9 protein-coding genes are annotated in these 14,160 nt (G+C 66.5%); 1 reads left to right on the forward strand and 8 read right to left on the reverse strand.

The window, feature by feature from the left end; all coding sequences use genetic code 11:
• Positions 1-22: 22 nt before the first annotated feature.
• Positions 23-1,480, reverse strand: coding sequence for a DUF2235 domain-containing protein (locus tag ACVOJ1_RS09185; RefSeq protein ID WP_346480348.1), 1,458 nt, complete (start codon positions 1,478-1,480; stop codon positions 23-25).
• A 225-nt stretch (positions 1,481-1,705) separates the two neighbouring features.
• Between ACVOJ1_RS09185 and ACVOJ1_RS09190 the strand changes: the two genes are divergently transcribed.
• Positions 1,706-2,959, forward strand: a complete 1,254-nt coding sequence (locus tag ACVOJ1_RS09190; RefSeq protein WP_053519444.1) for a M12 family metallo-peptidase — start codon at positions 1,706-1,708, stop codon at positions 2,957-2,959.
• A gap of 54 nt (positions 2,960-3,013) precedes the next feature.
• Here ACVOJ1_RS09190 and lpxH read toward each other — a convergent pair whose 3' ends face one another.
• From lpxH to phoR, 7 genes are all read right to left on the reverse strand, one after another.
• Positions 3,014-3,754, reverse strand: coding sequence for a UDP-2,3-diacylglucosamine diphosphatase (gene lpxH / locus ACVOJ1_RS09195; RefSeq protein WP_111186887.1), 741 nt, complete (start codon positions 3,752-3,754; stop codon positions 3,014-3,016).
• 58 nt (positions 3,755-3,812) lie between these two features.
• Positions 3,813-4,352 carry a phosphatase PAP2 family protein gene (locus ACVOJ1_RS09200; protein ID WP_053519442.1) on the reverse strand — a complete coding sequence of 180 codons (540 nt, stop codon included), beginning with the start codon at positions 4,350-4,352 and terminating at the stop codon, positions 3,813-3,815.
• Complete coding sequence (locus tag ACVOJ1_RS09205) at positions 4,333-5,478, reverse strand: glycosyltransferase family 4 protein (protein WP_111186886.1); 1,146 nt, start codon at positions 5,476-5,478, stop codon at positions 4,333-4,335. Before ACVOJ1_RS09205 ends, ACVOJ1_RS09200 begins: the two co-directional genes overlap by 20 nt.
• Positions 5,479-5,644: 166 nt before the next feature.
• Entirely contained in the window at positions 5,645-8,575 is a 2,931-nt protein-coding gene (locus ACVOJ1_RS09210; RefSeq protein ID WP_111186885.1) for a TonB-dependent receptor domain-containing protein, read from the reverse strand.
• A 292-nt stretch (positions 8,576-8,867) separates the two neighbouring features.
• Positions 8,868-10,394: an exopolyphosphatase gene (gene ppx / locus ACVOJ1_RS09215; RefSeq protein WP_053519439.1), complete on the reverse strand. Its 1,527-nt coding sequence runs from the start codon at positions 10,392-10,394 to the stop codon at positions 8,868-8,870.
• A 364-nt stretch (positions 10,395-10,758) separates the two neighbouring features.
• On the reverse strand, positions 10,759-12,846 hold the full coding sequence (gene ppk1, locus ACVOJ1_RS09220; protein WP_053519438.1) for a polyphosphate kinase 1: 2,088 nt from the start codon (positions 12,844-12,846) through the stop codon (positions 10,759-10,761).
• 4 nt (positions 12,847-12,850) lie between these two features.
• A complete protein-coding gene (gene phoR / locus ACVOJ1_RS09225) occupies positions 12,851-14,143 on the reverse strand; it encodes a phosphate regulon sensor histidine kinase PhoR (protein ID WP_346480349.1) in 1,293 nt (430 codons plus the stop codon).
• Positions 14,144-14,160: the final 17 nt, after the last annotated feature.

Below are 14,160 nucleotides of genomic sequence, written 5' to 3' on the forward strand. Positions count from 1 at the left end.
TCCCGTCCCGCGCGGGCGCGTCTCATGTGTTCGGCAGCACCACCCGCTTGCCATCCACGGTGGGGCGGTTGATGTAGAACAGGCCGGGACCGGGTCGATACGGCAGCTCGCTCACGCCGGCATCGGCCGCATAGGTCAGCGCGGTATCGCCCAGAGCGTCGAAATTCCAGTGTGCCGACTGCATCAGGTAGCGCCTGCGCAGCAGTGCTTCCTGGGCCGGGGTGAGGGCCTGGCCGGCCATCAGCCGGCGCGCGATCGGCAGCAGTGCTTCGGGCAGTTCCCAGCCGGCAACCGCGTTGGCATCTGCGCGCCAGCGTACGCCGGCGGCGATGGCCTGCTGCTGCATCACCTGCAGGGCCACCAGCTGGTAACGCCAGTCGATGCGCCGACGCAGCACCACTGCCGCGGTGACGTACAACACCGGCGACAGCAGCACGCTGCGGCTGCCGGCGCGGCGTTGCTGCTGCCACTGGTGCCAGACATCGACCCAGACTTCCTTTTCGCCCAGCCCGAGCTGCTGCCGCCAGCGTTCGGCATCCGCCTGCGCCTCGGCGTACACCGTCGTGGCCTGAAGCTGTGCCAGCGGGGGGACCTGGTAGTCGGCCACGCTTGGCCGGCGCAGCTGCTGCCGGCGTGGGCGACTGAGCAGCTTCGGTCCTTCCTCTGTCTGGTTGTAGCCACCGCCGATGTTGGCGTGCACGCCGGGCAGTGCGATCTCCACGTGCGCCGCGGCCACCCGCGTGAGCGGGTAGTGCTGGCGATGTTCGTCGCGCGCGACCAGCTGCACGACACGTCCGGCGATGTCGGCGGCGAGGGCGACGCGTGGTCGCTCATCGGCTCTTCCCCCGCTTACGGCGACGACCGTGTCGAACAGGCCGATGAAGCGCAGCAGCGGCCGTGCCGGCGCGAAGCCGGCGGCGCACACCAGCCCCGCGTCCTGCAGCAGTTGCTGCCAGCGGGCCGTATCCCAGGCCTGCAAGCGGTTGGCGGCATCGCGCGCCGCCGCCGCCCCGCGCGAGTATCCGAACAGATCCAGCTGCACGGCCTGCACGGGCCTGTGCCAGCGCGCGGACACGCTGGTCAATGCTGCCGGCAACAGCTCGTTGAGCGCGCGCTCGACCTTGGCACGCACACCGCTGGCGCCGATGCCGAAGGCCAGTCCCAGCAGATCGTCTTCGGCATCATCGCGGGTGCCCACCCCTTCCACGTAGATGGCCAGCGAGGGGAACGGCAGCGTCTCCTGGCGGCTGTCCGGATACAACCGGTGCAGCCGTGCGACGTTGGTCAGGCCATTGTCGTAGCTGCTGGTCAACCGGCTCTGATAGGTCGAATCATCGTCGGCGCGCAGCACGGCAGGGCGGGGTTGCGGCACCTGGACGTGTCCGCGCGCCAGGTTGTGCGCGTTGTTGCGGGTGCCATCGAAGAACAGACCAATCCGCAGCACGGCGGCATCGTCATGGGTGTCCTGCGCTGGTGCCATGTGCATTCCCCGTCGTGGCTACGTCACGGTAGCGCGAAAGCGGTGTGTTGGCGAAGTGTAGCGACGCTGTTGACGTGACTGAACGCAGATGCGGTCGATCACAGATCCAGATTCTCATTCCGACCGCCTATTGAATTCACACGACCTGCGCAGGCCAGATGGCCGGACCCGACACAACGGGTCGTGCTGCATCACTGCTGTTCACTTCATTCAAGGAGCGACGAAATGATGTCCAGATCGATTGGCAAGACGGCGGGTGGCCTGTTGCTGGGAATGTCGGTGGTTGCGGCCGCCGGTGCTGCACCGTTGTTCGAGCCGGTGACGGTACTCAGTCGTGCATCGGCAAGCAGTGAACCTGCGCTGGGCCGGTTGCTGGCGACGCCGTCCACGGCCGCCGTGCAGGAGGTGCGGGTCGATGCCGCTGCCACCGCGCAGCCGCAGCTGGAGTTCGAGCTGCTTGGCCAGCGGGTGCAGGCGGTACGCAGCAAGGTCGAAACGCTGCCCGACGGCGGCTCTGTCTGGTACGGCCAGCTCCGCTCCGCGTCGGGCAGGCTGCAGGCGGCCACCTCCAATGGACAGGATGACCCTGGCAATTCGGTGATCCTGGTCCGCTCCGGCGACACGCTGACCGGCTCGATCCGCAAGGACGGCAAACTCTACCGGTTGCGTCCGCTCGGCAACCGCCACGTCCTGGTGGAAGTGGATGAATCGCGGATGCCGGCCGACCACCCGGCCGACTACAACCAGTTGCCGAAGATTCCGCTGCCGGCCGATGACCGCATCGGCATTGCCCAGGCGTCTTCGGGAACGCCGGCGACCATCCGCGTACTGGTGGTGGCCACCAATGCCGCCGTCGCCGCCTATGGCGGCAACATGCAGTCGCTGGTGCAGCTGGCGGTCGCCGAGTCGAACCAGGGCTACACCAACAGCAATGTCGGCCTGACGCTGCAGCTGGCCCGCTACGAGACCACCAGTTACAGCGAATCCGGCGACTTCAATACCGATCTGGCACGTTTCCGCGGCACCAGCGACGGCTACATGGACAGCATCCACAGCAGCCGCAATACCTACACGGCCGATGTCGGCGTGCTGCTGATCAACAACGCGTCGTACTGCGGCCTGGCCTCGGGCATCGGCTCAAGCGCATCCACCGCATTCGCGGCGGTGTACTGGGATTGCGCGACCGGCTACTACTCGTTCGCCCACGAGATCGGCCACCTGCAGAGCGCGCGGCACGATCTCGCCAACGATCCGAGCACGTCGCCGTACGCCTATGGCCATGGCTATCGCTATGAGCCGTCCAGCGGTACCGGCTGGCGCACCATCATGGCGTACAACTGCACCCGCAGCTGCCCGCGCCTGAATTACTGGTCCAATCCGAACATCAGCTACAACGGCATCCCGATGGGCACTGCCAGCACCGCCGACAACCAGCGCGTGCTGGTCAATACCAAGCACACCATCGCCGGCTTCCGGTAACCGGTACTCGGGGCGCACGACCCGGGGTCGTGCGCTGCCGTGGATGGACGGGCCTCAGGTCAGCGAATCCAGCGTCCAGCCCTGTGGGGTCACGCGCAGTACCGAGCCCTGCTCGTACCAGTCACCCAGAACGATGCGGGTGCAGCTGCGTCCGCCGGCCTGCAGCGCATGGATTGCAGGGCGGTGGGTGTGGCCGTGGATCATGGTGTCCACGCCGTGACGGATGAAGGTGGCCTCCACTTCGGCCGGGGCCACGTCGGTTACTGTCTCGAACTGCACGCGGTTGCCCTGTTTCATTTCCGACTGCCGTGCCTGGCTCGCTTCACGGGCCTTCTGTGCGAAGGCAATGCGTGCGGCCAGCGGTTGCGAGAGGAACTGCGCCTGGAAGGCCGGATCGCGCGTCTGTGCGCGGAACTGCTGGTAGGGAATGTCGTCGGTGCACAGCAGATCGCCGTGCTGCAGCAGCACGGCACGGCCGTACAGCTCGATCACGCAGGGGTCGGGCAGGATGCGCAGGCCGGCGCGGCGTGCGTAGTCTTCGCCAAGCAGGAAATCGCGGTTGCCGCGGATGAAGTACACCGGCACGCCGCTGTCGGCGAGCGTCCTCAATGCGTCCGCCACCGCATCGGCGGCGGGTGAGGGCGTGTCGTCGCCGATCCAGGCCTCGAACAGATCGCCCAGGATGTACAGCGCGTCCGCGCCGGGCGCCTGTTCGCGCAGGAAACGCAGGAACAGGTCGGTGATTTCCGGACGGCTCGGGTCCAGGTGCAGGTCGGAAATGAACAGCGTGGTCATGCCTGCATTCTAGGTCATCGCGGATACCGGTAGCGCCGGGCCATGGCCGGCGAGCGCATCACACCGGCAGCGGCAGCCAGGCCAGGCTGGCCGACGCCAGCAGTGCGGCGATGCCGGTGGCGGCCAGCACATCGCTGGGGTAATGCAGGCCCAGCACGACCCGCGACAGGCCCACGCCGAGGGTGAACGGCACCAGCAGCGGCGCCAGCCAGGGGTAATAGGCCAACGCCACGATGGTGAACGACACCGCGTGCAGGGTATGCCCGGACGGGAAACTGAACTCGTCCAGCGGGGCCACCCAGGCCCGGATGCGCAGATCCGCGGCATACGGGCGGGGGCGCCGGGTCCAGCGCTTGAGGCCCTTGTACAGCAGCAGCGCGGCCAGGCCGGTGGCGGCCATGTGCACCGATGCGCGCAGCCCGTCAAAGCCATCGATCGCCACCAGTACACCCATCAGCACGTACCAGAACACGCCGTCGCCAAGCCGGCTGATGATCGAGAACAGACGGCGCACGCGGCGGCGCCGGCAATAGTGGTTCGCCCGCCGGCACAGGCGTGTTTCGCTGCCGCGCAGCAGTTCAAGCGGCGTGGTGCGCATGGCCAATCCTCCGGGTGTTCGCCAGCTCGGCCAGCAGCGCATCGAACTCGGCCACCACCTGCTGCGGATGCAGCCGCTTCATCGCCCGTGCGGCCTGGCTGCCCAGTTCGCGGCGCAGCGTGTCATCGCTGGCCAGCTGCACGGCCGCTTCGACGAACTGCTCGTCGTTGTCCACGGCGGCACCGTTCTCGCCGTTGCGCAGGTACTCACGCGCCGCGCCGTAATCGAAGGCCACCGTGGCCAGGCCGCTGGCCATGCTTTCCAGGGTCACGTTGCCGAAGGTCTCGCTGCGGCTGGGGAACAGGAACAGATCGCCGCTGGCGAAATGGCGGGCCAGCGCTTCGCCGCGCTGGATGCCGCAGAAGATGAAGTCGGGGTTCTCATGCGCCAGCTTCTCCCGTGCGGGCCCGTCGCCGACCCAGACGAACCGTGCCTTCGGCCGTATCTGCTGCAGGCGGCGGAACGCCTTCACGGCCAGTCCGAGGTTCTTCTCGGCGGCGATGCGGCCAACGTAGATCGCTGCCAGGCCATTGCCGTCGATGCCCCATTCCTCGCGCAGGGTGGGGTCACGCCGGCCCGGGTCGAACTGCTGGCTGTCGACCGCGCGGGCCAGCAGCCGGACGCGCTCGAAGCCCTGTTCGGCAAGGAACTGTTGGAGCTCGCGGGTGGGCACGAGGGTGGCGTCGGCCTGGTTGTGGAAGCGGCGCATCCAGCGCATCGCGGCGGCCTGCAGCCAGGCGACCCCGTAGTCGGGCAGATACTCGTCGAAGCGGGTGTGAAAGCCACTGGCTACCGGGATGCCGAGGCGCCGCGCGGTACGCAGCGCCGACCAGCCCAGCGGGCCTTCGGTAGCGACATAGATCGCATCCGGGCGCTGCTGCTGCCAGTGGCGACCGAGCCGGATCGGGGCCGGCAGGCCGAACCGCAACCCGGGATAGCGGGGCAGGGCGGCGCCGGGCACCAGCAGGGTACCGGGAGCGGAATCCAGCGCTTCACTGGCCTGGCGTGGCCGGATCAGGTCGATCTCGTGCCCGGCCGTCCGCAGGCCCTGTTCCAGTCCCTGCACGGTCAGTGCGACGCCGTTGACTTCCGGCGGATACGTCTCGGTGACGATGGCATAGCGCATGGCGGGCCTCCGGTTTCCCGGCATGCTCGGGCCTGGCGATGTAGCCGACATGACGGCTTGGCGACACAGGCATGACAGACGCGCAGGAGTGCCGGCGGCGGGGCCGGGGCCAGAAAAAACCACGGCCCCGAAGGGCCGTGGTCGTGGAGCGTCGCAGTGCGATCGATCAGAAGCGCTGCTGGTACTTCATGTAGATGAAACGACCGATGTCGTAGCCACCGTAGTACGAGAACGCGGAGTTCGGCTTGCTGTACATGATCGGGCCGGACTTCTCGAACACGTTGTTGGCGCCGACGGCGACGGTCGCATCCCACGGCAGGTTGTAGCGGAACTGCACGTCGTGGAAGGTCACCGAACCACGCTCGTTGTAGTTGCGCGAGCCCTTGTACCACGGTGCATACACGCCCGGATCGGAGCACTCGTCCGGATACAGACCGATGTTGGAGCAGGTCTCCTTCACGCCCGAGTAGTAGCGCGCGGTCCAGGTCACGCCGAAGTCACCCAGATCGTAGCCCAGCGCCAGGTTGGAGCGGACGCGGAAGGCGCTGCCGATGCCATTGGTGACGATCGGAACGATCGAGCTGTCGTTCGAGGTGCGGTAGGTCGCACTGGACACGTAGGTGGTGGCCGAATTCACGTTGAACTTGCCGAACCGGGTGTCCAGACGGTAGCTCACATCCAGGTCGTAACCTTCGGTTTCCATGAAGCCCGCATTGCGGTTGCCGAACTTCAGGTTGGTCACGATGCCCGTCACCGGGTCACGCTGGAAGCGCGTGCAGCGCGAATCGATGCCTGCTTCGTAGCAGTCCTGCAGGATCTGGGTCGGCGTATCGGCAATGATCGTGTTGTCGATGCGGATCTTCCACCAGTCCAGCGAGGCGTTGAAGCCCTGGATGAAGCTCGGGCTCCAGACCAGGCCCAGCGTCTTGCTGGTCGAGGTTTCCGGAGTCAGCAGCGGATTCGAGCCGGAAGTGAACGGCACCGGCGTGGCATCGGTGGAGGTGTTCACCGGAGTGCCGCCCTGGCGCAGCTGGCGGAAGGTATCGGCATTGGCGATGTCGCGGGCGCAACGCGAACGGACTTCGGCGCTGGAGGCCGAGGAACCGAAGCGGGTGTCGCACGGATCGCTGAACTGCGCGAAGGTCTCGGAGCCACCACCGAACAGATCGTTGATGGTCGGGGCGCGGAAGCCCTCCGCCCAGGTGCCACGCACCATCAGCGAGTCGATCGGCTTCCACTTGAAGCCGAACTTGCTGTTGAGGGTGTTGCCGAAGGTGTTGTAGTCCGAGAAACGGGTTGCACCGTTGAAGCTCAGTTCCTTCGCGCCCGGCAGATCGGCCAGCACCGGAACGTTCACTTCCAGGTAGGCTTCATTGACGGTGTAGTCGCCACCGGTCGGGCCAGCCGCGAGGTTGGTGGTGGCGCCGGTCTGGGCCAGGGCATCCGGGGTGTACTTGCCTTCTTCCTTGCGGCTTTCCACGCCGAAGGCGAAGCCGAGGTCACCGGCCGGCAGGGTCACGATGCTGCCCGCGATGCTGGCGAAGAAGTTCTTGGAGGTGGTGCGGCCCTTGGTGATCTCATCCGGGAACAGCCACGCCTGCAGTTCTTCGTTGCCATAGATGCCATCGGCAGCGGTGGTGCCGTACGGAACCAGCGGGTTCCACGGCTTGCAGACGTCGTAGGAGATCGGAGCAGCGGCCGTGCCGCACTGCACCTTGCCGGTGGCGGCGTTGAAGAAGGACGGACCTACGCCGGCCGCGACGCGACCCTTGTGCAGGTTGCCGGTCGCCACCGATTCCAGCTCGTTGCGGTTGTACTGGTAGCCCACTTCCCAGTCGAAGTAACGCTCGCCGATATCGAACGAGCCGTCGAACGACGCCACCGCGCGGTAGGTCTTCAGCTCGCTGGTGGTCACGCGCGGCACTTCCCAGGTGCGGCGGTTCCAGGCCACCGCAGTCGGGGTGGCGAAGCCGTGCTGGTTGCCGAACGGGTTGAAGTAGCTGTCGATCGACATGGAGCCGACACCGGCGGTGCTCGACTGCAGCGGATAGCCCGCGATCTGGCGGGTGGACTCGCGCTGGTTGTAGCCCAGCTCGGTGCGGAAGTTGACGTTGTCGGTGATCTTGAACCGGCCGTCGAAGTAGATCGAGTCGCGCTTGACCGGGTACATCACGTGCATCTGGTCGTTGGCGTTGCTCACGTCACCGGTGAAGGGCGTGGAGTTGGTGAGGTGGTAATTGGCCGGATTGGTCGGGTCCGTGCCACGGTTGAGCGAGTAGCCACAGCCTGCCGGAGGCGTCGCATTGCAGCCGGGACCGCGCACGCCGGTGAACTGGCCGTACTGGCTGATGGTGGTCCAGTTGCTGCTGTCGTTCGGGTGGCGATCGGTCATGCCGTACTGGCTGAAGCCGCGGTCACGTGCCCACACGCCCTTCTCTTCTGCATGCTCGGCCGACAGGGTCAGCGAGATGCGGTCGTTGTTCCAGCCGGCGACCACGTCGAAGCGGTCGCGCGCGCCGTCGCCCTCGCTGTACTGGCCGTGGTAGACGTTGGCGGTCACGCCGGTGACGTTGGAGCGGGTGATGATGTTGACCACGCCAGCCATGGCATCCGAACCATAGATCGCAGAAGCGCCGTCCTTCAGCACCTCGATGCGCTCCACTGCCGACACCGGCAGGGAGGAAACGTCCTGGTAGCCGGACGTGCTGATGCCCAGGCGCTTGCCGTTGACCAGCACCAGCGTGCGCTGCGTGCCCAGGTTGCGCATGTCGATGTAGGTGCCGCCCGCGTTCTCGCCCGCGGTCAGCGCGTTGGCGCGGCTGATTGCCGGGCTGCCCATCGCGGTGACGTTCTGCAGGATGTCGGCAACCGAGCTGAAGCCCTGGCGCTCGATATCGTTGCGGCTGATCGCGAACACCGGCTGGGCGGTTTCCACGTCGACCTGGCGGATACGCGAACCGGTGATCTCGATACGGTCCAGGTTGGTCGGCGAAGCAGTGCTTTCGCTCTGGGCGAACGCGGGCAGTGCCGCCAGCGTTGCAGTGGTAGCCAGGGCATAGCGGATCGCCTGCCCCAGGGCGGTGGTGCGTGAAGTCATACGAGCTCTCTCTCTCAGGTCGTGCAACGGACGCCAAAAAGGGCGTCGAAGAAGCCGGAAGGTCGTGCGACCGGACCAGCAACCCGATAGTAGTCTCGTTGGTTAATGCTGTGTAAAGAGGGCGTGTCGAACAAATTAACGCTTTGTCACAAATCTTCACAAAACATGAACAAAAGCAATCGCTTACGATGCCGTCGCGGATGGACCCCCAACGACGGGCTGACGCGATGCAGCAGGAAAAGCCGCCAGATTGCGCAAAGTGTCACCGAATGTAACGCCGAGGCGCGCCTATTCAGGCAACGAAGGGACGGAACTGGATGCCGAGGCCGGCGATGCCGTCGGTCTCGCCGATCAGGTCGGCGCGCAGCAGCGGCCGGGCGTCGATGAACGCCTGCGGCACGATCAGCGACAACCGGTTGTCATCGGCGGTCAGTTCCAGCGGCGGCAGCGGGGCGTCCTCATGGGCGCGGTTGAGCAGCACCGCCAGGCGCAGCAGCGCGGCCAACCGCCGCGCGGTCAGCAGCAGGCGCTCGGGCAGGGCGTCGAACGCGGTCTTGCCCACGCTGCGGCGATGGCTGCGGACCAGGGCCGCCAGCATCTGCTGCTCCTGCCGCGAGAAGCCGGCGATGTCCGAGTGTTCCAGCACGTAGCTGCCATGCACGTGATAGCCGCTGTGGGCGATCATCAGCCCCAGCTCATGCAGGCGTGCCGCCCAGCCGAGCATGCGGGCATCGTCAGCATCGAGCTTCCAGCGTTCCTGTACCTGCTCCAGCAGCGACAGGGCGGTGTCCTGCACGCGGTCGGCCTGGACGGTGTCGATGCCGTAACGGTGGGTGAGCGCAGCGACCGATTCGTCGCGCAGGTCGTTCTCGCCGGCACGGCCGACGATGTCGTAAAGGATGCCTTCGCGCATCGCGGCCTTGCTGACCAGCAGCTTCTGCAGGCCCAGCGCCTGGAAGGCCGCCTCCAGCACCAGGATGCCGCCCGCGATGATCGGGCGGCGATCGCTGGACAGGCCCGGCAGCACGATGTCGTCGATCTTCTTGGCCTTGAGCAGCTCGTCGCGCAGCTGTGGCAGGGCTTCGGCGGTGATCGCCCCCTTGCTCAGCTTCATCGTCGCGCAGATCTCGCTGATCGCCTTGTGGGTGCCCGAAGAACCCAGTGCCTCCTGCCAGCCCAGCGCACGGTACTTGCTGGCGAAGGGCTGGAACTCGCGACCGATCTCGGCCAGTGCATCCTTCCAGCGCTTCTTGCTGAGCTTGCCGCCCGGAAAGAAGCGGCGGGTGCTGGCAATGCAGCCGGCCTGCAGGCTCTCGCGCTCGAGGGTCTGCATGCCCATGCCGATGATGAACTCGGTCGAGCCACCGCCGATGTCGATCACCAGCCGGCGCTCGCCCGGTTTGGGCGGCTGGGCATGGGCGACGCCCAGGTAGATCAGGCGCGCCTCCTCGCGGCCGCTCACCACTTCGATGGCATGGCCAAGCGCGGTTTCGGCGGGAACCAGGAACGACTGCGGTGAACGCAGCTGGCGCACGGTATTGGTGGCCAGTGCACGCACGCGGTGCGACGGGACATTGCGGATGCGCTGGCCGAAGCGGGCCAGGCATTCCAGTGCGCGTTGCCGTGCCGCAGCCGACAGGCCCCCCTTGCCATCCAGACCGTCGGCCATGCGCACGGTTTCGCGCAGGCGGTCGATCACCCGCAGCTGGCCGAGCGTGTAGCGCGCGATGACCATGTGGAAACTGTTGGAGCCAAGGTCGATGGCGGCCAGCAGGTCGCCATCCTGCAATGCGGGCGGAGTCGTGGTGGTATGCGGCATGGGCGAATGTTAGCCGAAGGCCGGGGCGCGGCGTCACCGCATGGCCTTCACATTTTTTCGGGGGGCGTTCGGTAGTGCCGGCCGCTGGCCGGCAAGGTCAACGTCAACGTCAACGTCAAAAGCGGGTTTTCTGAGGGATGGCGGGGTGGGTCCGGATGAGGGGGACGCCGTCAACCCATCCCTGGGGGCTTGGTCGCGGCATCCATGCCGCTCACACCCCCTCAACCGGACCCACCCCGCCTTCGACAGTTGGCCGCGGTCTGCCGGAACGACACGGGGTCGGATCCCGTTGCTGCGCAACGAGCTCTGACCCCGGTGTTCTACATTGGACGCATTGTGCCGACCAAGGCCGGCACCTACCGGGTCAGAGACCCTGCATCAATGCCATCTGCGCCGAATGCGGGGCCTCGTCGTGGGCTGGGGCACGCTTGTGATAGATGCCATCGGCATCCAGTTCCCAGGCGTTGAGGTTGTCATCCAGGTAGTTCTGCAGGACTTCGCGGTAGACCCGCTTGGCCAGCGTCGGATCCAGGATCGGGAAGCAGGTCTCGACCCGCCGCAGCAGGTTGCGCTCCAGCCAGTCGGCGCTCGCGCAGTACAGTTCGGGTGCACCATCGTTGCCGAACCAGTAGACCCGGCTGTGTTCCAGGAAGCGGCCGACGATGGAGCGGACACGGATGTTGTCGGACACGCCCGGGACGCCGGGACGCAGGGTGCAGGCGCCACGGATGATCAGGTCGATCTGCACTCCGGCCTGCGAGGCGGCGTACAGCGCGCGGATTACCTGGGCCTCGTTGAGGGCGTTCATCTTGGCGATGATGCGTGCCGGGCGGCCCGCGGCCGCGATGCGCGTCTCGCGCTCGATCCGCGCCAGGATGCCGGTATGCAGGGTGAAGGGCGACTGCAGCAGGCGCTTGAGCTTCATCTTCGAGGCCAGCCCGGACAGCTGCTGGAACAGCAGGTGCACATCATTGCCGATGTCCGCATCAGCGGTGATCAGGCTGATGTCGGTGTACGCGCGCGCCGTACCGCTGTGGTAGTTGCCGGTGCCCAGGTGCACGTAACGGCGCAGCTTGCGGCCTTCGCGACGCACGATCAGCAGCATCTTGGCATGGGTCTTGTAGCCGACCACGCCATACACCACCTGTACGCCGGCTTCCTGCAGGCGATCGGCCAGCCCGAGGTTGGCCTCTTCATCGAAGCGTGCGCGCAGCTCGACCACCACGGTCACATCCTTGCCGGCACGTGCAGCCTGGATCAGCGCATCGACGATCAGCGAATCCTTGCCCGTGCGGTACAGGGTCTGCTTGATCGCCAGCACGTTCGGATCTAGCGCCGCCTGGCGGATCAGGTCGAGTACGGCGGCGAACGCATCGAAGGGATGGTGCAGCAGCAGGTCCTGGCGCGCCACGGTCTCGAAGATGCCATCGGTGTCGCGCAGCGTGCGCGGCGTCATCGGCGGATATTTCAGGTCCGGCTGCGCGATGAGGTCGTACAGCTGGATGATGCGGTTGAGGTTGACCGGGCCGTCGATGCGATACACCGCGTTCTCGGTCAGGCCGAAGTTCTGCAGCAGGGTACGCACGATCTCGCGCGGCATGTCATGGGCGATTTCCAGCCGCACCGCCGGCCGGTAGCCGCGGTCGACCAGTTCATCGCGCAGTGCCAGCGCCAGGTTCTCCACTTCCTCCTCGTCCACCACCAGCTCGGAATTGCGGGTCACGCGGAACTGGTAGGCGCCCTGGACTTCCATGCCCGGGAACAGTTCATCCACGAAGGTGGACAGCACCGAGGACAGGAACACGAAGTTCTGCGAGCCACCGAGTTTTTCCGGCAGCTGGATGATGCGCGGCAGCGAGCGCGGTGCTCGCACGATGGCCAGGTGGCCGGCGCGGCCGAATGCATCGGTGCCCTTCAGCACGACGACGATGTTCAGCGACTTGTTGAGGATCTTCGGGAACGGATGCACCGGATCCAGGCCCAGCGGCGACAGCACCGGCATGATCTCGTTGCGGAAGTAGGCCCGCAGCCAGCGCTTCTGCCGGTGGTTCCACGAATGGCGGCCGAGCACGCCGATGCCGGCATCCATCAGGGCCGGGCGCAGTGTCTCATTCCAGCAGCGGTACTGCTGGTCCACCAGTTCGGCGGCGCGTTCATGGATGGCGTTGAGGATGGCCTGCGGGCTCATCCCGTCCGGAGCCGGCGGCAGGCCGTATTCCTGCGCGTGGCGGACAGCGGCGGCCCGGATCTCGAAGAACTCGTCGAGGTTGGTGCAGGAGATGCACATGAAGCGCAGGCGCTCCAGCAGAGGCACCTGCGGGTCCATGGCCTGGGCCAGCACGCGGAAGTTGAAATCCAGCTGCGACAGTTCGCGGTTGATGTACAGCGCCGGATCGCGCAGCGGATCGTTGTCCGGGCTCACGGGGAGAGGGAGGGATCCGAGGCTGCTCATGGCTTCATTCTTCGACGGAGGTCAGGGGGGCGGACTCGCGCGGGCGCACGTGGTCGGCATCGAAATGACAGGAGAACACCGATCCTTTGCCGACCTCGCTTTCGATCTCCAGCCGCGCATGGTGCAGGCCGAGGATGTGCTTGACGATGGAAAGGCCGAGGCCGGTGCCGCCGCTCTCGCGCGAGCGGCTGCTGGAAACGCGGTAGAAGCGCTCGGTCAGCCGCGGCAGGTGGGTTGCCGGGATGCCATAGCCGGTATCGCGCACGGCCAGCACCGCGCCGTCGCCTTCGCGACGGAACTCGACGGTGATGCGGCCGTCGGCCGGCGTGTAGCGCACTGCATTGGTGACCAGATTGGAGAAGGCGCTGTGCAGCTCCTTGGTCGAGCCCTGCAGGTCGACGCCGGCAAGGTCCTCGATGCTGATCTGGTGGCGACCCTGGCTGTGGGCCTCGGCTTCGCGACGCAGCGTGGCCAGCATCGGCTGCATGGCCACGACTTCCTCTTCGGTGTGCTCCTGCGACTCCAGCCGCGACAGGGTCAGCAGGTCTTCCACCAACTGGGCCATGCGCTGGCTCTGCTTGCGCATCTCTTCAAGCATCGGGCCGGTGCCGGGGAAATCCTCCGGATCCATCATGTCCAGGTAGCCGTGCACCACGGTGAGAGGGGTGCGCAGCTCATGTGAAACATTGGCGACGAAATCGCGGCGGACCTGCTCCAGGCGCAGCAGCTTGCTGACATCACGGGCGATCAGCAGCCAGTAGTCCGACGAATACGGAATCAGGCGGAGGTTCAGGCGGATCGCTGGATCGACCGGCGAGGGCACGTCCAGGATCGGCTCGGCGTTGCGACCACCGGCCAGCCAGTGGGCCAGCGGCATCGGCTGCAACCGCTCGACAAGGGCCTCGCCCAGGTCGCCCGGGTGGTGCAGGCCAAGCAGGGCGGTGGCCGCTTCGTTGAACCACTGCACGCGCTGGCTGTTGCGGTCGAGCACCACCACTGCGTCGGGCAGCGCGGCGGCCGCGGCGCGGTAGCTGCGCAGCATGTCCAGCAGGCGCCGCTTGCGCACGCGCATTTCGACCTGGTTGCGGTACAGCAGGCGATCCAGTTCATTCCACACGCCCGTGCCTTCGGCGGTATCCCAGCGCTGGCGCGCGGTCAGCCGGCGCAGCACGCTGCGCAAGCGCCAGTAATGCCAGGCCAGCGTCGCCAGCGCGCCCAGTGCGACGCACAACCACAGATGGCCCGTGAACCATCCCACCAGTCCGGCGAACAGCAGTACCGCGGCGACGGTAGGCATCGGCACCCGTGGGTGCG

This window comes from Stenotrophomonas sp. STEN225, assembly GCF_056756445.1.

Excerpts from the sequence above, each read along its gene's own strand:
- lpxH (WP_111186887.1), bottom strand. The coding sequence starts at position 3,754 with ATGACCACGCTGTTCATTTCCGACCTGCACCTGGACCCGAGCCGTCCG.
- ACVOJ1_RS09205 (WP_111186886.1), bottom strand. The coding sequence starts at position 5,478 with ATGCGCTATGCCATCGTCACCGAGACGTATCCGCCGGAAGTCAACGGC.
- ppx (WP_053519439.1), bottom strand. The coding sequence starts at position 10,394 with ATGCCGCATACCACCACGACTCCGCCCGCATTGCAGGATGGCGACCTG.
- ppk1 (WP_053519438.1), bottom strand. The coding sequence starts at position 12,846 with ATGAGCAGCCTCGGATCCCTCCCTCTCCCCGTGAGCCCGGACAACGAT.
- phoR (WP_346480349.1), bottom strand. The coding sequence starts at position 14,143 with ATGCCTACCGTCGCCGCGGTACTGCTGTTCGCCGGACTGGTGGGATGG.
- ACVOJ1_RS09210 (WP_111186885.1), bottom strand. The coding sequence starts at position 8,575 with ATGACTTCACGCACCACCGCCCTGGGGCAGGCGATCCGCTATGCCCTG.
- ACVOJ1_RS09200 (WP_053519442.1), bottom strand. The coding sequence starts at position 4,352 with ATGCGCACCACGCCGCTTGAACTGCTGCGCGGCAGCGAAACACGCCTG.
- ACVOJ1_RS09190 (WP_053519444.1), top strand. The coding sequence starts at position 1,706 with ATGATGTCCAGATCGATTGGCAAGACGGCGGGTGGCCTGTTGCTGGGA.
- ACVOJ1_RS09185 (WP_346480348.1), bottom strand. The coding sequence starts at position 1,480 with ATGGCACCAGCGCAGGACACCCATGACGATGCCGCCGTGCTGCGGATT.